The 20,969-nt window shown below is 67.7% G+C and carries 25 protein-coding genes and 2 tRNA genes; 19 read left to right on the plus strand and 8 right to left on the minus strand.

All coding sequences use genetic code 11. The annotated features are described in order from the left end of the window. Nucleotides 1-11 precede the first annotated feature (11 nt). The 7 genes from WKF39_RS00200 (at nucleotide 12) to WKF39_RS00230 (ending at nucleotide 4,027) form a co-directional block, all read left to right on the plus strand. Nucleotides 12-83: transfer RNA gene (locus tag WKF39_RS00200), tRNA-Gln, on the plus strand. A gap of 65 nt (nucleotides 84-148) precedes the next feature. Next, a tRNA-Glu gene (locus tag WKF39_RS00205) sits at nucleotides 149-224 on the plus strand. Between the two features lie 316 nt (nucleotides 225-540). After that, on the plus strand, nucleotides 541-1,986 hold the full coding sequence (locus WKF39_RS00210) for an AlkA N-terminal domain-containing protein (protein WP_340384738.1): 1,446 nt from the start codon (nucleotides 541-543) through the stop codon (nucleotides 1,984-1,986). Then, on the plus strand, nucleotides 1,983-2,459 hold the full coding sequence (locus tag WKF39_RS00215; RefSeq protein ID WP_340384740.1) for a methylated-DNA--[protein]-cysteine S-methyltransferase: 477 nt from the start codon (nucleotides 1,983-1,985) through the stop codon (nucleotides 2,457-2,459). Before WKF39_RS00210 ends, WKF39_RS00215 begins: the two co-directional genes overlap by 4 nt. A gap of 64 nt (nucleotides 2,460-2,523) precedes the next feature. Further along, nucleotides 2,524-2,982 carry a Rho termination factor N-terminal domain-containing protein gene (locus tag WKF39_RS00220; RefSeq protein ID WP_340384742.1) on the plus strand — a complete coding sequence of 153 codons (459 nt, stop codon included), beginning with the start codon at nucleotides 2,524-2,526 and terminating at the stop codon, nucleotides 2,980-2,982. Between the two features lie 89 nt (nucleotides 2,983-3,071). After that, entirely contained in the window at nucleotides 3,072-3,515 is a 444-nt protein-coding gene (locus WKF39_RS00225; protein WP_340384744.1) for a Rho termination factor N-terminal domain-containing protein, read from the plus strand. A gap of 71 nt (nucleotides 3,516-3,586) precedes the next feature. Further along, nucleotides 3,587-4,027 (plus strand): hypothetical protein, encoded by a 441-nt coding sequence (locus tag WKF39_RS00230; protein WP_340384746.1) that lies wholly within the window; start codon nucleotides 3,587-3,589, stop codon nucleotides 4,025-4,027. On the opposite strand, the gene WKF39_RS00235 is transcribed toward WKF39_RS00230, so the two are convergent. Next, nucleotides 4,001-4,717, minus strand: a complete 717-nt coding sequence (locus WKF39_RS00235; protein WP_340384748.1) for an IclR family transcriptional regulator — start codon at nucleotides 4,715-4,717, stop codon at nucleotides 4,001-4,003. The genes WKF39_RS00230 and WKF39_RS00235 overlap by 27 nt on opposite strands. Nucleotides 4,718-4,791: 74 nt before the next feature. Here WKF39_RS00235 and leuC point away from each other — a divergent pair, with 74 nt between their 5' ends. Next, complete coding sequence (gene leuC / locus WKF39_RS00240; protein WP_340384750.1) at nucleotides 4,792-6,213, plus strand: 3-isopropylmalate dehydratase large subunit; 1,422 nt, start codon at nucleotides 4,792-4,794, stop codon at nucleotides 6,211-6,213. A gap of 2 nt (nucleotides 6,214-6,215) precedes the next feature. After that, complete coding sequence (gene leuD / locus WKF39_RS00245; RefSeq protein ID WP_340384752.1) at nucleotides 6,216-6,815, plus strand: 3-isopropylmalate dehydratase small subunit; 600 nt, start codon at nucleotides 6,216-6,218, stop codon at nucleotides 6,813-6,815. 157 nt (nucleotides 6,816-6,972) lie between these two features. Here leuD and WKF39_RS00250 read toward each other — a convergent pair whose 3' ends face one another. Next, a complete protein-coding gene (locus tag WKF39_RS00250) occupies nucleotides 6,973-7,167 on the minus strand; it encodes a hypothetical protein (RefSeq protein ID WP_340384754.1) in 195 nt (64 codons plus the stop codon). A gap of 43 nt (nucleotides 7,168-7,210) precedes the next feature. Here WKF39_RS00250 and WKF39_RS00255 point away from each other — a divergent pair, with 43 nt between their 5' ends. Beyond that, nucleotides 7,211-7,939 carry a lysophospholipid acyltransferase family protein gene (locus WKF39_RS00255; protein WP_340384756.1) on the plus strand — a complete coding sequence of 243 codons (729 nt, stop codon included), beginning with the start codon at nucleotides 7,211-7,213 and terminating at the stop codon, nucleotides 7,937-7,939. Between the two features lie 26 nt (nucleotides 7,940-7,965). Continuing rightward, nucleotides 7,966-8,967, plus strand: a complete 1,002-nt coding sequence (locus WKF39_RS00260) for an NAD(P)H-dependent glycerol-3-phosphate dehydrogenase (protein ID WP_340384758.1) — start codon at nucleotides 7,966-7,968, stop codon at nucleotides 8,965-8,967. 3 nt (nucleotides 8,968-8,970) lie between these two features. Here the strand turns inward: WKF39_RS00260 and WKF39_RS00265 are convergent, their stop codons facing one another. Then, on the minus strand, nucleotides 8,971-10,038 hold the full coding sequence (locus WKF39_RS00265; protein ID WP_340384760.1) for a PLP-dependent aspartate aminotransferase family protein: 1,068 nt from the start codon (nucleotides 10,036-10,038) through the stop codon (nucleotides 8,971-8,973). Nucleotides 10,039-10,074: 36 nt separating this feature from the next. Here WKF39_RS00265 and WKF39_RS00270 point away from each other — a divergent pair, with 36 nt between their 5' ends. Next, the gene (locus tag WKF39_RS00270) at nucleotides 10,075-11,145 is read left to right on the plus strand and encodes a D-alanine--D-alanine ligase family protein (protein ID WP_340384762.1); all 1,071 of its coding nucleotides are present in this window, start codon (nucleotides 10,075-10,077) and stop codon (nucleotides 11,143-11,145) included. Between the two features lie 14 nt (nucleotides 11,146-11,159). On the opposite strand, the gene WKF39_RS00275 is transcribed toward WKF39_RS00270, so the two are convergent. Both WKF39_RS00275 and WKF39_RS00280 read right to left on the minus strand, forming a co-directional pair. Then, nucleotides 11,160-11,603 (minus strand): DUF3515 family protein, encoded by a 444-nt coding sequence (locus WKF39_RS00275; RefSeq protein WP_340384764.1) that lies wholly within the window; start codon nucleotides 11,601-11,603, stop codon nucleotides 11,160-11,162. A gap of 15 nt (nucleotides 11,604-11,618) precedes the next feature. Further along, entirely contained in the window at nucleotides 11,619-11,855 is a 237-nt protein-coding gene (locus tag WKF39_RS00280) for an Lrp/AsnC ligand binding domain-containing protein (protein WP_340384766.1), read from the minus strand. A gap of 91 nt (nucleotides 11,856-11,946) precedes the next feature. Here WKF39_RS00280 and WKF39_RS00285 point away from each other — a divergent pair, with 91 nt between their 5' ends. Then, nucleotides 11,947-12,897 (plus strand): thiamine-phosphate kinase, encoded by a 951-nt coding sequence (locus tag WKF39_RS00285; RefSeq protein WP_340384768.1) that lies wholly within the window; start codon nucleotides 11,947-11,949, stop codon nucleotides 12,895-12,897. 16 nt (nucleotides 12,898-12,913) lie between these two features. Here the strand turns inward: WKF39_RS00285 and WKF39_RS00290 are convergent, their stop codons facing one another. Next, nucleotides 12,914-13,312 carry an amidase family protein gene (locus tag WKF39_RS00290; RefSeq protein ID WP_340384770.1) on the minus strand — a complete coding sequence of 133 codons (399 nt, stop codon included), beginning with the start codon at nucleotides 13,310-13,312 and terminating at the stop codon, nucleotides 12,914-12,916. Nucleotides 13,313-13,355: 43 nt separating this feature from the next. After that, on the minus strand, nucleotides 13,356-13,541 hold the full coding sequence (gene rpmB / locus WKF39_RS00295; RefSeq protein WP_108577479.1) for a 50S ribosomal protein L28: 186 nt from the start codon (nucleotides 13,539-13,541) through the stop codon (nucleotides 13,356-13,358). Between the two features lie 161 nt (nucleotides 13,542-13,702). Between rpmB and WKF39_RS00300 the strand changes: the two genes are divergently transcribed. The 6 genes from WKF39_RS00300 to WKF39_RS00325 all read left to right on the plus strand — a co-directional run bounded on the left by WKF39_RS00300 (nucleotide 13,703) and on the right by WKF39_RS00325 (nucleotide 19,649). Next, a complete protein-coding gene (locus WKF39_RS00300; RefSeq protein ID WP_340384781.1) occupies nucleotides 13,703-15,289 on the plus strand; it encodes a DAK2 domain-containing protein in 1,587 nt (528 codons plus the stop codon). Continuing rightward, nucleotides 15,289-17,445 carry an ATP-dependent DNA helicase RecG gene (locus WKF39_RS00305; RefSeq protein WP_340384783.1) on the plus strand — a complete coding sequence of 719 codons (2,157 nt, stop codon included), beginning with the start codon at nucleotides 15,289-15,291 and terminating at the stop codon, nucleotides 17,443-17,445. The genes WKF39_RS00300 and WKF39_RS00305 overlap by 1 nt, the downstream gene beginning before the upstream one ends. Further along, the gene (gene rsmD, locus WKF39_RS00310; protein ID WP_340384785.1) at nucleotides 17,442-17,990 is read left to right on the plus strand and encodes a 16S rRNA (guanine(966)-N(2))-methyltransferase RsmD; all 549 of its coding nucleotides are present in this window, start codon (nucleotides 17,442-17,444) and stop codon (nucleotides 17,988-17,990) included. The genes WKF39_RS00305 and rsmD overlap by 4 nt, the downstream gene beginning before the upstream one ends. 1 nt (nucleotide 17,991) lies before the next feature. Beyond that, a complete protein-coding gene (gene coaD / locus WKF39_RS00315) occupies nucleotides 17,992-18,465 on the plus strand; it encodes a pantetheine-phosphate adenylyltransferase (RefSeq protein ID WP_340384787.1) in 474 nt (157 codons plus the stop codon). Between the two features lie 16 nt (nucleotides 18,466-18,481). Continuing rightward, a complete protein-coding gene (locus WKF39_RS00320; protein WP_340384789.1) occupies nucleotides 18,482-19,318 on the plus strand; it encodes a sigma factor in 837 nt (278 codons plus the stop codon). A 94-nt stretch (nucleotides 19,319-19,412) separates the two neighbouring features. Then, entirely contained in the window at nucleotides 19,413-19,649 is a 237-nt protein-coding gene (locus WKF39_RS00325; protein WP_340384791.1) for a hypothetical protein, read from the plus strand. Between the two features lie 67 nt (nucleotides 19,650-19,716). Here the strand turns inward: WKF39_RS00325 and dinB are convergent, their stop codons facing one another. Continuing rightward, nucleotides 19,717-20,916, minus strand: coding sequence for a DNA polymerase IV (dinB, locus tag WKF39_RS00330; RefSeq protein WP_340384793.1), 1,200 nt, complete (start codon nucleotides 20,914-20,916; stop codon nucleotides 19,717-19,719). Nucleotides 20,917-20,969 lie beyond the last annotated feature (53 nt).

Below are 20,969 nucleotides of genomic sequence, written 5' to 3' on the forward strand. Positions count from 1 at the left end.
TCCGTGGCCATTGGGATATGGTGTAATTGGCAACACAGCGGTTTCTGGTACCGCCATTCTAGGTTCGAGTCCTAGTATCCCAGCGAAACCCTCCGAGCAGCATGCGTGCACGCTTTGGTAGGGTTTTGTGCGGTCGCAAGACCACCATGGCCCCGTTGTGTAGCGGCCTAGCACGCCGCCCTCTCAAGGCGGTAGCGCGGGTTCGAATCCCGTCGGGGCTACCATGGAAATGACCCCCTGAACTGCAGAGATGCTGATCAGGGGGTCTTCCTTTCTGCGTCGGTGGTCCAGATGATCGAGGGGGTCGAGCGATCGTATTGAGACCATTCCCACCCCGGGCGAGCCCCGATCCGCTGATGTTCGTGCGGTCGATCCTCGTCGCGCTCGTCATTGCAGTCACCCTGGCCAAGCTGATCAGCGAGAGCAGCGTCAGTCATGGATTCAAGGTCGGCCTCGGCGCGTTCCAAGCGGCCTGACCTCGCCCGGGTGCACGTCCGAAACCCGCTGGAAAGTGGCAGTTCCAGCCGTCATGATGGACGTATGCACAACGACCACGAGCGCTGCTATCGGGCAGTCCAGTCCCGTGATGCCCGGTTCGATGGCGTCTTCTACACCGGAGTCAAGACGACCGGGATCTATTGCCGGCCGTCCTGCCCCGCGGTCACACCCAAGCCGCAGAATGTCACGTTCTATGCGTCTGCCGCCGCGGCTCAGGACGCGGGGTTCCGCGCCTGTCGACGCTGCCGACCGGACACGACTCCGGGATCTCCGGAGTGGAATGTCCGTGCCGACGCCGTAGGACGGGCGATGCGCCTCATTGGTGACGGTGTCGTCGAGCGTGAGGGCGTCGAAGGGTTGGCGAGCCGGCTCGGCTACAGCCACCGCCACGTCACCCGCATGCTGACCCAGGAGCTCGGAGCCGGGCCACTCGCGCTCGCTCGTAGCAATCGTGCCCATGCGGCCCGCATCCTCATCGAGACCACCGAGATGCCGATGTCCGATGTCGCCTTCGCCGCAGGCTTCGCGTCGATCCGCCAGTTCAACGCCTCGGTGCGTCACGTCTATGCGCTGTCGCCGACCCAGATGCGCGGACGCCGGCGCAGCACCCCGACGGGCCGGGTCACGCTGCGCCTGGCACTGCGCCAGCCATTCCACGCGCAGGCGCTGCTGGACTTCCTCGAGGCCCACGTGCTGCCGGGTGTGGAGACGGTCCGCGGCAACATCTATGCACGGGTCCTGCGGTTGCCACACGGACTCGGGGTGATGGCGTTGACGGTCCACGCAGATCGGGTCGACTGTGAGCTCGAGCTGGCCGATCTACGTGACACCTCGGTGGCGATCGGTCGGGCCCGGCGGCTGCTGGACCTCGACGCCGACCCCGTCGCGATCGACACGGTGCTCGGCGCCGATCCTGTGCTGCGCGATCTCATCGCCGCCGCCCCGGGGTTGCGGGTGCCGTCCCACGTCGACGGCTACGAGGTCGCGGTCCGGACGATCGTGGGCCAGCAGGTCTCGGTCGCCGGCGCCAACACGGTGCTTGGGCGGCAGGTCCCGACGAGGGGCACGCCGGTCGACTTCGCCCTGGCAGCCGAGTTCGGCCTGACCCATGCATTCCCCGCGCCGGAGGCGCTGGCCGAGGCTGAGCCGACCCAGCTCGGCATGCCCCAGTCCCGGGCGCGAACCATCATCGATCTGTCGCAGGCGGTGGCTGACGGCAAGCTCGACCTCGATCCGGGAGTCGATCGCGAGGCCGTCCGCGAGCAGCTCGTCGCGATGCGCGGCATCGGGCCGTGGACCGCTGACTACATCGTCATGCGGGCGCTGGCCCACCCCGACATCCTCCTGACGACCGACCTGGTGCTGCGGCGCGAGCTCGATCGCCTCGGCATCACCCAGGACGACACCCAACGGTGGCGTCCCTGGCGCTCCTACGCCGGAATGCACCTGTGGCGCGCCACCTCCGCCTTCGAAAGGACAGCCCCATGACCACCACGGACCAGACACGCTGGATGGACTCGCCGATCGGCGGACTGCGCATCCACTCCTCTGCCGGACTGATCACCGCGATCGACTTCGGCGCCGTCCAACCGCGCAAGCAACGCGGCGCGGACGCGCTGCTGGATCGTGCCGAGCATCAGCTCGGGGAGTACTTCGCCGGTGACCGGACCGACTTCGATCTGCCCCTGGCGAGCGAGGGCTCGGAGTTCCAGAAGAAGGTGTGGGCCGAGCTGCGGCGCATTCCCTACGGCGAGACCGCCAGCTATGGGGACATCGCTCGGCGACTGGGCTACGAGCCGGTGATCTCACGCGCGGTCGGCGCAGCCAATGGCGCCAATCCGATCCCCATCGTGGTTCCCTGCCATCGGGTGATCGGGTCCAACGGATCGTTGACCGGTTATGCCGGCGGGCTGGAGCGCAAGAAGACGTTGCTCGACCTCGAGCAGCCGGGACTCTTCTAAGTCGCCGTTCGCCCGGTGTTCACCCAGGGGCGCCACGATGGTGGAACCCCAGGTGGAGGAGAACATGGCACCGAAAAGCAAGAACGCACCGAGTGACAAGAACGCACCGAGTCGCAACAAGCTGGAGCGCATGCTCCACGCGTCTGAGTCCCACGTCGAGGAGCTCGCGGCTGAGATCGTGACGCTGCGGCGTCAGGTCCGCGATCTCCAGGATGAGTCGGCCTCGTGGCGCAAGAAGGCCGAGAAGCATCGATCCCGGGTGCAGAAGGTCCGCGCAACGGCCGAGATCGCGATCGCCGAGGCGACCCAGGCCGCCAAGAAACGGGCAAGGAAGCGAGCCAAGGCCAAGATCCGCCAAGTGATCGCTGACCACCCACGGGCCGAGCCGCTGGCTTTGCGCGACGCGCCGCCGCTGCCCCAACCGACATGGCCTGTGGCGCGGTTGCGCGAGGCTGCCCGCGAGCAAGGCGTCACGGGCTATTCGCGGATGCGAAAGGACCAGCTGCTCGACGTCCTGGTCTGAGGGCTGCGGCGAGCCAGCCGATTCCCGCCATCTGTTCACCTTGGTCTGGCAGGATTCCGGGCTACCGATGTCACCGCGTGAGGAGAACCATGGCCGCGAGCAAGAAATCGTCCAAGTCGTCCAAGTCGAGCAAGAAATCCGCCAAGGATGTCGAGCTCGCCACCGCACGCTCAACGATCAAGAAGTTGAGGCGCACGGTCGACAAGCTCGAGAAGAACGTCAGCAAGCTCGAGAAGAGGACTTCCGAGCTCAAGGCGGAGGCCAAGGAGCGCCAGTCCCTGGCAAAGCGTACGGTCAAGAAGGCCAAGGACAGCGGCGGGGCGACGGCCAAGTCGGCCCGGAAGGTCGTCGACTCGGTGCTGCGCCAGGATGCACCTCCGGCCGAGCCCGCGCTGGCCACCGAGGTCGTTGCCGTCGATGAGGCGCCCGCCGCGGACCTGACAGTCGCCCAGCTCCGAGCCGCGGCGCGGCAGCAGGGCGTGCCCGGATACTCCCGGATGCGCAAGGCGCAGCTGATCGCCGCGCTGGCCTAGTTCGGGCGGGCGGCGCCAGCCTGTGGACGACGGGTTCGACGTGTCCCAGGTCGGCTCAGGAGTGTGGGGCCATGACCTCACGAGATCTCTCCGACATCCCGCCCGTCCATACCCCTGCCGACCTCGAGGCGGCTTGGCGCCGGCTCGTCGAGCCTCTCGGGTTCGGCAGTCGCCAGATCTTCGCGATCCTGCTGGATCGTCGTGGGCTGGTCCTTCCGTCGATCGTCAACGTCACGGATTGCCCGGCGGCGCCTGACGGGCAGATGCTCGTCAACCTCGCTCGCTCGCTGCGGACCGTGCTCGACGACATCGACCCCGACGGATCGTGCGCATTGCTCTGGGCGCGGCCCACGGGTGCTGGCAGCCGCGCATCCGACATTACCTGGATCCGCGCGATCACAGCCGCGATGGCGATGCAGAGCCTGGCGGACTGGCCGGTGCACTCAGCAGACGACTCGGTCCTGCGGGTGATGTCGCCGGACGACCTAGCTGGAGCGGCGCAGGCTTTGTGAGAGGCGTTCGGCAGCTGCCACGACGGCCGGCGCGTGCATACGTCCGGGCTGACGGGTCAGACGCTCGAGTGGGCCGGACACCGACACCGCGGCGACGACCTTGCCGGAGGGGGAGCGGACCGGAGCAGAGACCGACCCGACGCCGTTCTCGCGCTCTCCGACGCTCTGGGCCCAGCCGCGACGGCGTACGGCCGACAGCTCGGCCGCGGAGAACGTCGCCTTGAGCAGCCCCTTGTTCATCCGCTCCGGATCCTCCCAGGAGAGGAGGATCTGGGCGGCGGATCCAGCGCTCATCGTGAGCTGGCCGCCGACCGGGATCGAGTCCCGAAGACCGGTGGGTCGATCGGCGGCCGCGACGCATACGCGGAAGTCGCCCTGACGGCGGAAGAGCTGGGCGGACTCGCCGGTGATGTCGCGCAGTCGGGCGAGGACAGGTCCGGCGGCAGCGAGCAGTCGATCCTCACCGGCGGCCGCTGCCAGCTCGCCGAGGCGAGGGCCCAGGATGAATCGCCCTTGCATGTCGCGCGCGACGAGCCGATGATGTTCGAGGGCCACAGCGAGGCGGTGGGCGGTCGGCCTGGCGAGGCCGGTGCTGGCGACGAGGCCGGCAAGAGTCGCGGGTCCCGGCTCGAGCGCGGCAAGCACGAGTGCGGCTTTGTCGAGGACCCCGACTCCGCTAGAGTTGTCCATGTCTTGATACTGCCGTATCGCATTGTGAGACGCAAGTGCATGATGAGCACAGGAACGCAGCTGAGGAGAGCGCCATGGGCAAGACTCTTGCCGAGAAGATCTGGGAAGAACACGTCGTACGCCGCCACGAGGGCGAGCCCGACCTGCTCTACATCGATCTGCACCTGATTCATGAGGTCACGAGCCCTCAGGCCTTTGACGGACTCCGGATCGCCGGGCGCCCGGTGCGCCGGCCCGACCTCACGCTGGCGACCGAGGACCACAACATCCCGACCACCGACCTGGACAAGCCGATCGCCGATCTGGTGTCGCGCACGCAGGTCGAGACGCTGCGCCGCAACTGCGAGGAGTTCGGCGTCCGGCTGCACCCCATGGGTGACATCGATCAGGGCATCGTGCACGTCGTCGGTCCGCAGCTCGGACTGACCCAGCCCGGCATGACGATCGTGTGTGGCGACTCGCACACCTCGACGCACGGCGCGTTCGGCTCGATCGCCTTCGGGATCGGTACGTCCGAGGTCGAGCACGTCCTCGCGACGCAGTCGCTCTCGCAGGCCAAGCCCAAGATGATGGCCGTCGAGGTCGTCGGCGAGCTGCCCGCCGGCTCCACCGCCAAGGACCTGATCCTCGCGCTCATCACGCAGGAGACGACCGGCGGCGGGCAGGGCTACATCGTGGAGTATCGCGGCGAGGCCATCCGCGCCCTCTCGATGGAAGCCCGCATGACGATCTGCAACATGTCGATCGAGTGGGGTGCCAAGGCCGGCCTCATCGGGCCGGACCGGACGACATACGACTATCTCCAAGGTCGCCCGAGCGCGCCGACCGGTGCCGACTGGGATGCGGCCGTCGCCCATTGGGACAGCCTCGTCACCGACGATGACGCCGAGTTCGACAAGGTCATCACGATCGATGCGTCGACCATCACGCCGTTCGTCACGTGGGGCACCAACCCCGGCCAGGGCGTCCCGCTGTCGGGCCAGGTTCCCGATCCGGCGTCGTTCGAGGACGACAACGAGCGCATTGCTGCCGAGAATGCCCTGCGCTACATGGGCCTCGAGGCAGGCACGCCGATGAAGGAGATCAGTGTCGACACGGTCTTCATCGGTTCGTGCACCAACGGGCGCATCGAGGACCTCCGCGTCGCGGCCGGGCTGATCGAGGGCCATACGGTTGCTGCGGACACCCGGATCCTGGTCGTGCCGGGGTCGGTTCGCGTGCGCCTGCAGGCCGAGCAGGAAGGCCTCGACGTGATCTTCAAGGATGCCGGGGCCGAGTGGCGCGGCGCGGGTTGCTCGATGTGCCTGGGCATGAACCCCGACACGCTCGAGCCCGGCGAGCGCAGCGCGTCGACGTCCAACCGCAACTTCGAGGGCCGGCAGGGCAAGGGCGGGCGCACCCACCTGGTGTCGCCCGACGTGGCCGTGGCGACCGGCATCCTCGGCCATCTGGCCGGGCCGGCCGATCTCGCCGAGCTCGAGAAGGCAGGAGCCTGACCATGGAGAAGTTTTCGAGTCATGTCGGGGTGGGCGCCCCGTTGCGTCGCAGCAACGTCGACACCGATCAGATCATCCCCGCCGTGTGGCTCAAGAAGGTCACACGTGACGGCTTCGAGGAGGGCTTGTTCTCGGCCTGGCGCAGCGATCCGTCGTTCGTGCTCAATCAGGAGCCCTACAAGAACGCCACGGTGCTGGTGGCCGGACCGGACTTCGGCACGGGCTCCTCGCGGGAGCACGCGGTCTGGGCACTGCAGAACTATGGCTTCAAGGTCGTCATCTCGCCGCGCTTCGGCGACATCTTCCGTGGCAACTCCGGCAAGGCCGGTCTGCTTGCCGCACAGGTCGATGACAAGGTCGTGCAGCGGTTGTGGGACTACCTCGACGAGGTGCCCGGTGCGTCGATCACGGTCGATCTCGAGTCTCGGACGGTCAAGGCCGGCGACGGCGTCGATGCGATCGAGGATTCGTTCACGATCGACGACTACACCCGGTGGCGTCTGCTCGAGGGACTCGACGATGTCGCGATCACGCTCTCGCACGAGGCCGACATCACGACATACGAGTCGACCCGCCCGTCCTTCAAACCCGCCACCCTCTAACCCACCGCCCCCTCCACTTCCTTCCTTCCTTCCTTCCTTCCTTCCGCTGAGGGGTCACTTTTCGCTCGGTGAGGGGTCAGTATTTGCGGTCGTGTCTCGCACGAAGTGACCCGTCAGAGGACGAGAAGTGACCCGTCACCGAGCGAGAAGTGACCCGTCAGCGGGGGGTCCAGATCTGGATGGCGGTGACCGTGCCGGTGGGCGAGGTCTCGACGAAGACCCGCTGGCCCACGCGGAGGTGGCGGATGTGGTCGGCGAGCGACTCGGCGGCGAATGCCAACGGCATGCCCTCATCGGTCAGGAGGCTTCCGCCACGGGTGGACTGGTCGAAGGTCGCGACGGTGCCCTGCATGGCTGTCACCCTAGTGGGCGCGGCAAGGTTTAGGCTCGCCCTCATGGCGAAGAGTCCGGCGCCCCGCACGACCCGGGTCATCAGGTTCTTCCTGCGTCCGATCCTCATGGCGACCACCAGGCGGGACTGGCGCGGCCTCGAGAACCTGCCGACCGGCGGATATGTCCTCGCGCCCAACCACGTGTCACACCTCGACCCGTTCTTCATCTCACACTTCATGCTCGACAACGGCATCGCGCCCCGATTCCTCGCCAAGGACACGCTGGTCGGCGCCAAGGGATATGGCTGGATCCTGCGCACGGCCGAGCAGATCCCGGTCTACCGCAGCACCGAGGGTGCGGCAGAGTCTCTGCGGGCCGCAGCGGCGGCGGTTGAGGCCGGCCTGGTCGTCACGATCTATCCCGAGGGTACGATCACGCGTGACCCGGCCGCATGGCCGATGACCGGTCGCACCGGGGCGGTGCGCGTCGCCCTGAGCACGGGCAAGCCCCTCGTCCCACTCATGCAGTGGGGGCCGCAGGAGATCCTGTGGCCGTACGCGAAGAAGGTACGTCTGTTGCCTCGCAAGACGATCCACATCCGCGTCGGCAAACCGATCGACCTCTCGGACTTCGAGGGCAAGGACCTGACCGAGGAAATCCTTCACCAGGCAACGGACAGGCTGATGGACGCCTTGACTGCCATGATGGCTGAGGTGCGCGGCGAGCTTCCCTCGACACCACGCATCGATGTGCATACCTTGAGCAAGCCAAAAACCAACTACCGGCAATGAACACCTTCAAGAGATTGGAATCGTGAATGGCGCAGACAGCTGTGATGGGCGCAGGATCCTGGGGCACGGCATTCGCGATGGTGCTGGCCGACGCCGGCAACGACGTACGCCTGTGGGGGCGGCGACCCGAGCTCTGCGAGACCATCAACACCAAGCACGAGAACATCGACTACCTGCCCGGCATCGCGCTGCCGCACGAGATATCCGCGACCCACGATCCGGCCGAGGCGATGGAGGGTGCCGAGATCGTCGTGCTTGCCGTGCCGTCGCAGCAGCTGCGATCCAACCTCAAGTCCTGGAGCGAGCACGTCCCGGCCGATGCCGTGATGGTCAGCCTGATGAAGGGTGTTGAGCTCGGCACCCACCAGCGCATGAGCGAGGTCATCGCCGAGATCACCGGCGCCGGGCCCGAGCGTATTGCCGTGGTGTCGGGCCCGAACCTCGCCCGCGAGATCGCCAACCGCGAGCCAGCCGCCAGTGTCGTGGCGTGCGTCGACCAGACCGTGGCCGAGAGGCTGCAGAAGGCGTGCCACACCGCGGCGTTCCGCCCCTACTCCATGACCGACGTGATCGGCTGCGAGCTTGCCGGCACGGCCAAGAACATCATCGGCCTTGCGGTCGGTGTCTGCGTCGGTCTGGGTTACGGCGACAACACCAAGGCCTCGGTCATCACCCGCGGCCTCGCGGAGACCGCCCGGCTCGGTGCAGCGATCGGGGCAGATCCGGTGACCTTCATGGGGCTCGCCGGCATGGGGGACCTCGTCGCGACGTGCTCCTCACCGCTGTCCCGCAACCGTACGTTCGGCGAGAAGCTGGGCCAGGGCATGAGCGTCGAGGAGGTCACGGCACAGACCAATCAGGTCGCCGAGGGCGTCAAGTCGTGTGTGTCGGTCAGCGAGCTCGCCAAGCTGCACGGCGTCGAGATGCCGATCGTCGAGCACGTCGCTGCGCTGGTCTCCGGCGAGCTGAGCCCGGACGACCTGGTCTCGAGGCTGATCTCGCGACAGGCCAAGCCGGAGACGGTCTAGCCGTCAACTGAACGCGGACAGAACGGTCTGGATGTCGAGCCAGAGGTCCTCGACGTCCTCGATGCCCACCGAGAAGCGGATCAGGCCCTCGGGCACCGAGTCCGGCTCGCCGGGGTGGCGTCGACGGCGCTCCCAGGTCGACTCGACCCCACCGAGGCTCGTTGCGTAGGTGATGACGTCGCTCTGCTCGGTCATCTTCTGGGCCATCTGGGCACCGCCGACGACCTCGAACGCGATGATCGTGCCGAAGCCCGGATAGCGGGAGTAGGCGATGCGGCTCGAGGCCGAGAGGCGCTTGTGCAGCTCGCGGGCATTGGCCTCGGCCCGGTCGAGCCGCACGTGGAGCGTACGCATGCCGCGCACCGCGAGCCAGGTCTCCATCGCTCCGGGGACCGCACCGAGGACGGAGCGACGCTTCTCGATCGCTGAGTAGGCGCGGTCGCTGCTGGTGACGACGGCTCCGAGGATCACGTCGCTGTGGCCGGACAGGAGCTTGGACGCCGAGTGGACGACGAAGTCGGCGCCCAGCTCGAGGGGCTTTTGGCGCAGGGGGGTGGCGAAGGTGTTGTCGACCGCGACCGCGGTGCCGGCTTGCGCCGCGGCGGTCGAGATCGCGGCGATGTCGGCGATCTCGAGTGCCGGATTGGTCGGCGACTCGATCCAGACGAGCGCCGCGCTCTCGGCCGCGTTGACGACCTGCGTGGTGTTGTCGATGTCGACGAGCCGAAGCTCGATCTGGCCGCGACGGGCCCGCTCCTGGAGCTGATTGATCGTGCCGTAGTAGGCGTGCCGAGGGGCGACCACCGCGGCCTTGGCAGGGACGAGATCGAACAGCGCGGTGGTGGCCGCGATACCCGAGGCGAAGGCCAGGGCCCGACCGCCCTCGAGCGCGCCGAGCACCGTCTCGAAGGACTCCCAGGTCGGATTGCCGTGGCGTCCGTACTCGGATGCGCCGCCAGGGACGAGCGCGCTGGCAAGCGTGATCGGCGCATTGAGAGGCCCCCCGGGGACCCGGTTCGGCCGTCCGGCGCCGACGGCGATCGTCGAGGGCGAAAGATCGTGTCCATGCATGAAGCCATCATGCCTTGACCGGTAATGTGCTCCGCAATGAGCCTCTCGGTGGACCTCCCAGTCGACAAGCCGCGCCTCGCTGTTGTTTTTGGTGGCCGTTCCAGCGAGCACGGTGTGTCGTGCCTGACGGCGCGCGAAGTCATCGCGGCGATCGACTCGGAGCGTTACGACGTACGTCCGATCGGCATCACCCGCGATGGTGCGTGGGTCCATGAGACCGCTCAGTGGCCCGACCTCGCGGCCGGCGAGCTGCCCGAGGTACGCAACGACAGCCCGGCATTCTCGTGGGAGGAGCTGCGTGAGCTCGACGCGGTGTTCCCGCTCCTGCACGGTCCATGGGGCGAGGACGGCACGATCCAGGGCCTGTTCGAGATGGCCGACGTCCACTATGTCGGCGCGGGCGTGCTCGCGAGCGCGGTGGGCATGGACAAGCCGTTCACCAAGACAGTCTTCTCGGCTGCCGGCTTGCCACAGATTCCATATGTCACGGTCCTCCCGTGGGAGTGGAAGGGCGATCGTGACCGGGTGGAGGCGCGCATCCGGGCGCTGGGCCTGCCGGTCTTCGTCAAGCCTGCGCGGGCCGGCTCGAGCTCCGGCGTGACGATGGTCGAGACCTGGGACGAGCTCGACGGAGCGATCAACAAGGCGCGGGACTTCGACCCCAAGGTCATGGTCGAGGCGGGCGCGAAAGGCAAGCGGGAGCTCGAGTGTGCCGTGATGCAGCAGTCCGATGGCAAACCGATCGCCAGCGTGGTCGGCGAGATCACCGTCGCCGCGGATTCAGCTCACGAGTTCTATGACTTCGAGGCCAAGTATCTCGACGGTACGAGCCTCAACGTCGTGCCTGCGGACATCCCCGAGACCCTGCGTGAGCGCATACGGACGTATGCCGTGCAGGCCTTCGAGGCGATCGGCTGTGAAGGGCTGGCACGGGTCGACTTCTTCCTGACCGACGATGGCCTGGTCATCAACGAGATCAACACGATGCCGGGCTTCACGCCCTATTCGATGTTCCCCGTGCTGTGGGAGAAGAGCGGCGTGCCCTACCCGGTGCTTGTCGACCAGCTGATCCAGCTCGCGCTGAGACGCGACACCGGACTGCGTTAGATGTGGGCCGTCAGCTAGACGCAGGGCTTGTCGACGGGGTCGTGACGGGCGACGGAGTCGGCGAGATCGGCGAGGGCGTCGGCCGCCGGCTCGTAGTCGCCGGGCACCTCGACGCTGACGTGGAAGTCCCGGCCGATCGTCGTGAACAGAAAGCCGTCGGCGGTCGTCTCGGTGAACCATCCGACGCCGTCCACCATGTCGCAGCGGGCGGCCGGGCCGAGTCCCTCGGGCTTTTCGACGCCGCACCGCAGGATGATCGCGGGATCGCCCCACGCGGAGGCATTGCCGCCATCGACGAGGCGGTTGTCCTGGCCTGCGACCTTGAGCGGACGATCGGCGAGCAGGCTCTTGCAGTTGATCGACGTGCCCGGCTCAGTGGGATAGGCGTCGACCGACACCCCCGAGCCGCAGCCCGCCATGAGCGCGCAGAGCGTGCAGGCGACAAGAAGCCGTTTCACGCCGAGGAGCACAGGTCAGATGCGCACGATGGGGCACGTGAGGGTGCGGGTGATGCCGGGGACGTTCTGGATCGTGGTGACGACCAGGGCGCCGAGCTCGTCGACGCTGGGTCCCTCGGCGCGAACGATCACGTCGTAGGGACCTGTGACGTCCTCGGCGAGCGTGACACCATCGATGGCGGCAATTGCCCTGGCGACGTCAGCCGCCCTACCCACCTCGGTCTGGACGAGGATGTATGCGTGAACAGCCATCGGGGACCCCTTCGTTTGACCGGACTGTGCCACGCTACCCGATGCGCCTGCTCCTGCGCCCCGCCGCCTGCGACACAATGCCCCTATGGTCATGAACGCTGCAGGCGAGCCCACGATCGGCGACATCGGCGAGTTCGCCCTGATCGACCAGCTGCGTGGTCAGATCGGCGACAACCGGCACATCCTGCTCGGACCCGGCGATGACGCCGCGCACGTCTCGACCAACGACGGGACGTTCGTCGTCTCCACGGATCTGTTGGTCGAGGGCCGCCATTTCCGCCGCGACTGGTCGTCGGCTCATGACGTCGGTCGCAAGGCGGCGGCCTGCAACCTGTCGGACATCAACGCGATGGGCGGCGTGGCGACAGCCCTGACGGTCGGCTTCGGCGCGCCGGCCGATCTACCGGTCTCGTGGGCTCTGGAGATGATCCGCGGCTTCGAGATCGAGTGCGCACATGTCGGTGCACACATCGTCGGCGGGGATGTCACGGCCTCGGACAAGATCGTCATCGCGGTCACCGCGATGGGCGACGCCGTGCGTCCGGTCCTGCGCTCCGGTGCGATGCCCGGGGACATCGTGGCCTGCGCCGGGCGGCTCGGGCTGGCGGGCGCGGGGTTCGCCACGCTGAGTCGTGGATTCCGCTCGCCCAAGGCCGCGGTCGAGGCGCACCGGGTGCCTCACCCTCCGTATGCCGCGGGGCCGCAGGCCGCGGGCGCCGGAGCGACGGCCATGACCGACATCAGTGACGGGCTGCTCGCCGACCTCGGGCACATCGCCGAGGCGAGCGGGGTCGCGATCGACCTGGACTCCTCGGCGTTCGTGATTCCCGAGCCGGTCGCGACGGTTGGCGAGGCGCTCGGCGTCGACGCGCTGACGTTCGTGCTGACCGGCGGCGACGACTACGCCCTGGTGGCTACCTTCAGCTCGCAGACGACCCTCCCCGACGGATGGGTCAGGGTCGGCACTGCGTCGGACGGCGCCGGCGTCACGGTCGACGGGCAGGCATACGAAGGCCCGCGGGGGCACCAGCACTGGCGCTGAATGTGTTGCGGACCCCTCAGCCCTGGATCTTGTCGAATGGCTGGGCGGCCTCCAGCTCGTACAGGAACTGGTCGGTGAAGGGTGAGTTCGCCGCAGCTGGGCGCGACTTGACCGCCAGTGAACCCTGATCCGAGGGCAGCCCGGCGAAGTCGGTGTTGTCCTTGAGGAATGTCGGCACACCTGCGAAGACGCCCTCCGCGGACCGCTCGGACGCCGCGAGCCCGCGGTCGAAATCGGAATGCTGGATCGCGTTGAGCACGGGGTTGACCCGCTCGGCGCGACGAACGGCTGCCTCCGTCGCCTCTCGCGCACTGATGGCGCCGGAGGCAATGGCCGCGGCGACCCCGACGGTGTCGAGGTCGCCGAGTGCATCGTCGCCGAAGGCGTGGACACGGGTCGTCATCTCTGTGGTCACGAGATGACTCTAGGGTCAATTCAATCTGTCGACCAGAGAAGGGTTAGCGGGAGACCTTGCCGGCCTTGAGGCACGAAGTGCACACGTTGACCCGCTGGGGGGTCCCGTTGATCACAGCGCGAACGCGCTGGATGTTGGGATCGAAACGACGCTTGGTGCGTCGGTGCGAGTGGGAGACGTTGTGGCCGAAGCCGGGTCCCTTGGCGCACACATCACAGACCGCAGCCACGGCGAACTCCTGAACATTGAGACTTCACGAACAAAGGGGGGTGTCTTCATGGCCGTGACGGCCAGACGACAACCGCTCAAGAATAGCCGAAGACCCGACGCCGAAGCGAATCCACCCGGCTGGTCCGCGGGTTCGAAGGTGCTGACCGATAGCCTCGCCCCATGGGCCTCACCCTCAACTCCACGGCATTCCGTGCGTGGACGCAGCTGTGTGCCGGGGCCCTGTCATCGGCCCGGGCCGAGATCGACGCGCTCAACGTCTTTCCCGTGGCCGACAGCGACACCGGGACCAACGCCTATCTGACGTTCGTCTCGGGGTCGGACGCCGTATCGGCTGCAGGCGCCGACGTGCCCTTGCCGGCACTGGTCAAGGCCTATGTCGACGGTCTGCTGACCGGCGCCAAGGGCAACACGGGCGTGATCTTGTCCCAGCTCGTTCGAGCCTGCTTCCGCGACCTCGACCTCGAGACAGAGGTCACTGCGGCCGACGTCGCCAGATCATTCGTCGCAGCCTCCGATGCCGCCTGGGCTGCCGTGGGAGCCCCGGTCGAGGGCACGATCCTCTCGGTCGCCAAGGCCGCGGCCGAGGGTGCGACGACGGCAGCCGAGGCGGGGGTTGACGGACGCACGGTCTTTGGCCGGGCCGCTCGCGCGGCGCGCGAGGCATTGGCCCGGACTCCCGAGCAGATGGAGCTCCTCGCTCGAGCCGGCGTGGTGGACGCCGGCGGACGCGCTTTGGTGGTCGTCCTCGATGCCACCGAGCAGGCGTTGACCGGCCGGGTCCCCGACCGGGCCGGCAGCAACATCCCGGTGCCCATCATGGTGCCCGGCGACGACCTCAGCGCAGACGGCCCGTCCTACGAGGTCATGTATCTCCTCGAGGCGGACGACGATCGCATTCCCGATCTGCGATCGGCCCTCATGCCGCTCGGCGACTCGCTCGTCGTCGTCGGCGGGGAGCGCCTGTGGAACGTGCATGTGCACGTCGACGACGTGGGTGCGGCGATCGAGGCCGGGATCGGCGCCGGCCGGCCCTATCGCATCGCGGTCACCCACTTCGCCGACCAGATGGCTCGCGCACCGCGGAGCGGCCGCGTCGTCATCTCGGCGACGACCGGCGCGGGCCTGACCACGTTGTGCCGGGAAGCCGGGGCGCAGGCACTCGACTTCACCCGCCAGAGTCCTCTGACGATGACCGAGATGAGCGCCTCGCTGAGCGACACCGGCGCTGACGAGATCATCGTGCTGCCCAACAATCCGCGCTATGTCCGCCAGTTCGAGGCAGCCGCACAGGCTGCGCGGCAGGACGGCGTACGCGTTGCGGTCATCCCCACCCACGCCCAGGTCCAGGGCATCGCCGCGCTCGCGGTGCACGACCCGGGCCTCGCGTTCGACGAGGTTGTCGTCGCGATGTCCAGCGCCGCAGCCCATACCCAGCACGGGGCGGTCACGGTCGCGACCGAGCCGGGCATGACGATGGTCGGACCGTGCGAGACCGGAGACGTCCTTGGGGTCGTGGCCGGCGACTTCGCGGTCGTCGGGCGAGACATCCTCGCGGTCGCCTACGAGGTCATCGATCGGATCTTGTCCCCGGCAGGTGAGATGGTCACAGTCGTGATGGGTCAAGGCGCAGAGGGGATGATCGAGGAGTCGATCTCGGAATATCTCCGCACGATGCGGCCCGATGTCGACCTCGTGGTCTACGACGGCGGCCAGGAGAACTATCCGCTGTTCATCGCGGTGGAGTGATGGTCGATCCCTCGACCAAGCTGGTCAACGTGCTCGGCGACAAGACCACCAAGCCGCTCACCAAGGCCTTCGACATGCTCGTGGTCGAGGACCTCCTGCGGCACTATCCCCGTCGCTATGCCGAGCTCGGCAAGCTCACCGACCTGTCCGGTCTCGAGGCCGGACAACACGTGACGATCATGGCCCGCGTTGCGTCCGTCAAGAACTACTCGTTCGGTCCGGGCGGGCGCCGTACGCGTACGGAGGTCGTCGTCACGGACGGCACGGGCCAGCTGACGCTGACGTTCTTCCAGCAGGGCTGGCGGCTCAAGTCGATGGAGGAGGGCTCACTCGGTCTGGCCGCGGGCGTCGTCAGTGAGTTCAACCGCAAGCTGCAGCTGACGCACCCGGACTGGGAGCCGATCAGGGTCTCCGACGACCCGATCGAGAGTTCAAGGCTCAGCCGCGGTGTCATCCCGCTCTACCGGGCGACGGCCAAGATGCCGTCGTGGAAGATCGAGCAGTGCGTCGGCCTGTGTCTTGACGCGGTCGGGGCACTCGATGACCCCCTGCCCGACGAGGTGCGGTCGGCGCGCGGGTTCTACGACCTCTCGGGGTCGTTCGAGGCGATCCACCGTCCGCGCAATGCCAAGGACTGGCAGGGTGCCCGCGATCGCTTCCGGTTCGAGGAAGCGTTCGTCGTCCAGACGATCTTCGCCCAGCGCCGCACTGCGCTCGAGCACGAGCGGGCGACTCCGCGACCGCTGACCAAGGGCGGCCTGCGCGAACGGTTCGAGCGACAGCTGCCGTTCGAGCTCACGGCCGGCCAGGAGTCTGTCGGTGCAGAGGTCGCGGCCGACCTGGCGCTGACTCATCCGATGCACCGGCTCCTGCAGGGTGAGGTCGGGTCCGGCAAGACCATCGTCGCCCTGCTCGCGATGCTCCAGGTCGTCGACGCCGGGGCGCAGGCCGCGCTCCTCGCACCCACCGAGGTGCTCGCTGCCCAGCATTTCCGGGCGATCACCGCGATGCTGGGTGACCTGGCACTCGGCGTTCTGGGAGGGGCAGGCATGCTGGGCGGCACCGACGGAGCGACCCGCGTGCGGCTCTTGACCGGGTCCCAGGGCGCCAAGGCGCGCAAGGAGTCGTTGCTCGACGCCGCCTCCGGCGAGGCCGGCATCGTGATCGGCACGCACGCGCTGATCCAGGACCATGTGCAATTCGCCGAGCTCGGGCTGTTGGTCGTCGATGAGCAGCACCGCTTCGGAGTCGAGCAGCGGGCGGCGCTGGTAGACCGGGCCGAGGTCGCGCCGCACGTGCTGGTCATGACCGCGACTCCGATCCCGCGCACTATCGCGATGTCGGTGTTCGGTGATCTCGAGGTGTCCACGTTGCGGGAGCTGCCGGCCGGTCGTCAGCCGATCCAGACGACCGTCGTCCCCTACGCGCAGCGGCCGACGTGGCTCGAGCGCGGTTGGCAGCGCGTGCGCGAAGAGGTCGGCCGTGGCCGGCAGGCGTACGTCGTGGTGTCGCGCATCGGAGACGGTGACGACGGCGAGACCAAGGAGACCACGTCGCTCGTCGAGGTGCGTGAGGAGCTGGAGGGTGGCGCACTGCACGGCCTGCGCCTCGGCAGCCTGCACGGGCGCATGGGCGCCGACGACAAGGACGCGACGATGAATGCGTTCGCCCGCGGCGAGATCGACGTTCTCGTCGCGACGACTGTCGTCGAGGTCGGCGTCGACGTGCCCAATGCCACGGTCATGGTCGTGATGGATGCCGACCGCTTCGGCATGTCCCAGCTCCACCAGTTGCGTGGCCGGGTGGGCCGCGGCTCCGAGGCCGGCCTGTGCCTGCTCGTGACGCTGACCGAGGACGGGTCGCCGGCGCGGGAGCGTCTCGACGCCGTCGCGTCGACCTCCGACGGGTTCGAGCTCTCCCGCCTCGACGTGGAGCTGCGCCGCGAGGGCGACGTGCTTGGCGCGCGGCAGTCGGGCGTACGGTCCAGCCTTCGCCTGTTGTCGGTCGTCAAGGACGGCGACGTCATCGAGGAGGCCCGCCGGGTGGCCGACGCGATCGTCTCGGCCGACCCGACGCTCGCTTCACACCCTGCGCTGGCCTCGGCAGTTCACGAGCTGGAGCACTCCGAGCGGGCCGACTACCTGGAGCGCACGTGACCCGGATCATCGCGGGACGCTACGGCGGGCGCCGCATCCAGGTCCCGAAAGGTGATGGCACGCGACCGACCAGCGACCGGGTGCGCGAGGCGATGTTCTCGTCGATCCAGTCCGCGCTGGGTGGGTTCGACGAGGATCTGCGGGTGCTCGACCTGTTCGCCGGCTCCGGTGCACTCGGGCTCGAGGCCATGTCGCGGGGAGCGGGATTCGCCCAGTTCGTGGAGTCGAACGCCAGGGCGGTGTCGGTCATCAAGCAGAACATCCGCACGTTGGGCGCGGACGCCGCTGTCGCCCGCATGACTGCCGAGAAGTACCCGACGATCGACCCCCCGGGGGCGTTCGGCCTGATCTTCCTCGATCCGCCCTACGCGCTCGGCACGTCCGAAGTCACGGCGCTGGTAGCCAGCCTCAAGATGTGGAACACCCAATCGGAGGCACTGCTCGTCGTCGAGCGCTCGTCGCGTGATCGGTTCACCTGGCCTGACGGCGTCGATGCTCTGCGAGACAAGACATACGGCGAGACGACGCTTTGGTACGGTCGCTGACATGACGAAGGTCGTGTGCCCCGGTTCCTTCGACCCCGTGACCAATGGTCACCTCGACATCATCGAGCGGGCGGCTCGGCTCTTTGACGAGGTGGTCGTGGCTGTCCTGGTCAACGAGAACAAGCAGGGACTCTTCACGATCGAGGAGCGGCTCGCTCTGCTTGACCGCGCCACCTCGCACCTGCCGAATGTCTCGACCGGGTTCTTTCGGGGCCTGCTGGTCGACTTCTGCAACGACAACGGTGTGACCGCGATCGTCAAGGGGCTGCGTGCCGTCACGGATTTCGACTATGAGCTCCAGATGGCGCAGATGAACGGCAGTCTCACCGAGGTCGACACGATCTTCATCCCGACGACGCCGGAGTACTCGTTCTTGGCGTCGAGCCTGGTCAAAGAGGTCGCCAAGCACGGTGGCGACGTCTCCAAGCTCGTCCCCGACTTCGTCCTGACCGAGCTCAAGGCAAAGTACGCCTGAGGCACAAGGCGGCGACATGGATTCGACTGAGGCCTTCGAGGCCGAGCGGCCGCGACTGATCGGCCTCGCGTCCCGTGTGCTGGCCGATCCGTCCGAGGCCGAGGACGTCGTGCAGCAGGCATGGCTGCGCCTCGACTCGACCGGGTCGGACATCGAGAACCTGCCGGCCTGGCTGACCACCGTGACGACCCGGTTGTGCCTGGATCGACTCAAGGCGCGCGTGCCGGTCCCGGCCGACGAGGTTGCCGTGGCTGACCTTTCGCCCGACCCGGTCGAGACGGTCGAGCTGACGGACACCGTGGGCGTCGCCCTCCAGGTGGTGCTCAACCGGCTCTCGCCGACCGAGCGGGTCGCTTTCGTGCTGCACGACAGCTTCGGTTTCGAGTTCGCGACCATCGCGGTCGTCCTCGACACGACGTCGGCCGCGGCACGCAAGCTGGCCTCTCGTGCCCGCACCAAGGTCGGCGAGCCGGCAGCGCAGGAGCGGCCGGCCGCTTGGGAGGTCGTGGATGCCTTCATGGCGGCAGCCCGTCAGGGTGAGTTCGACCGGCTCATCCGGATGCTCGCGCCCGACGCCGTGGTGACGGCCGACGCGGCCGCCGTCATGGCCGGCACCCCGTCGCTGATCGAGGGTCGGCGAGAGGTGGCAGAGTTCTTCAACGGTTCTGCCCGTTCCGCGCTCGCTGTGCTCGTTGGCGACCGGCCGGCGGCGGCTTGGTTCCACCTCGGCAAGGCGAGGGTCGTCTTCGACTTCGAGGTCGACGACGGCGTAATTCGCAGCATCACGTTCCGCGCCGACGCTGACGTGCTCCAACAAGTCGCACGCCGCGACGGTGCCAAGCGGCGAGACTGATAGCGGCCGAGTGGTCACATCTGGATGCCGGTGATCGTCAGATAGATGTCAGAACATCAGAACATCAGAACATCATCGAAAGGACGTGCCGACCATGAAGACCATGACCTGTCGCCAGCTGGGAGGTCCTTGCGACCTCGACCATCGCGGCGAGACCGCCGATGACGTCATCAACGCCCAGGACCAGCACCTCAAGGAGGCGGAGAAGGGCGGGGACGCCACTCATCAAGAGGCGCGCAACGAGATGAAGGCGCGCTGGCGCCACCCCAAGAAGTCGCTCGGCTGGTATCGCGACGCGAAGAAGGCCTTCGCCGACCTGCCCGAGGCCTGATTGCCTCGAATGCCGACCGACAAGGTGGCTCGGGCCGCCACGGCGTCGAGCCTGGTCCGGTTTCGGGCTAGTCCGGCAGGAGCGGGACGGCGAGGTGCTCGCCCTTGCCGATCTGGACCGCACGGCGCAGTGACCGGGAGCCGTACTTGTCGCGGACGGCGTCGATGACGGCGTCAATCTCGGCCCCGGCGGTGACGTCGAGGGGCAGCGCGAGCTGTTCGGGCTCGTCGTCCAACGAGCCAACCGAGACGCCGATCAGCGTGATGCCGCGCTGCTTGATCGCGGCGGTGCGTGACTGCAGCAGTGTGCGAGCGACTTCGAGCACCGTCGTGTTGTGCGCCGTGGGCCGCGCGAGAGTGTGGGAGCTCGTCGACCTGGTGAAGTCGCCGAATCTCAGCCGGATCGTCACCGTGCTTCCCGTACGCCCCGCAGCCCGCATGCGTCCGGCGACCCGGTCGACCAGGGTCAGCAGCGTCAGGTCGAGCTCGGCCGCTGAGTGTGACCCGCGACCAATCGCGTGCTGGGCGCCCATCGACCCGCGCCGTTTGCCGGTGGTGACCGGACGCGGATCGCGGTTGTGAGCCAGCGCGTGGAGGTGATGGCCAGCGCCCGGACCGAGCAGCTGGACGAGCTCGATCTCAAACATCTGCGCGACATCTCCGACCGTGTTGATACGGGCGTCGCGGAGCTTGCCGGACGTGACCTTGCCGACACCCCATAGCCGCTCGACGGGAAGAGCGTGGAGGAACTCAAGCTCCTTCTCGACCGGCACAACGAGCATGCCCTCGGGCTTGGACACGGCGCTGGCAACCTTGGCGAGATATTTCGTCCGCGCCACCCCGACCGAGATCGGCAGTCCCACGCGCTCGCGCACGTCGATGCGCAGCTGCTCGGCGATCGATGACGGCAGCCCGCGGATGCGACGCAACCCGCCGACCTCGAGGAACTCCTCGTCGATGGACAGCCCCTCGACGACCGGCGTCGTGTCGTGAAACACCTCGAACACGTCGCGGCTGGCCTGCGTGTATGCCGTCATCCGGGGTGGCACGACGATTGCGTCGGGGCACACCCTCAGTGCCTGGCGGCCCCCCATGGCAGTACGAACGCCCCGCGCCTTGGCCTCATAGCTCGCCGCCAGCACGACGCCGCCGCCGACGATGACGGGCCGCCCGCGCAGCGAGGGGTCGTCGCGCTGCTCGACCGATGCGTAAAACGCGTCGAGATCGGCGTGCAGCACGGTGCCCTCGGACACGGTGCTTTCGATCATGGGTCAATGGTGTCACCGGGGCCCGACAGACTGGGCATGCGATTGGCCTCGGC

Source organism: Aeromicrobium sp. (assembly GCF_037719875.1).
GTDB lineage: Bacteria > Actinomycetota > Actinomycetes > Propionibacteriales > Nocardioidaceae > Aeromicrobium.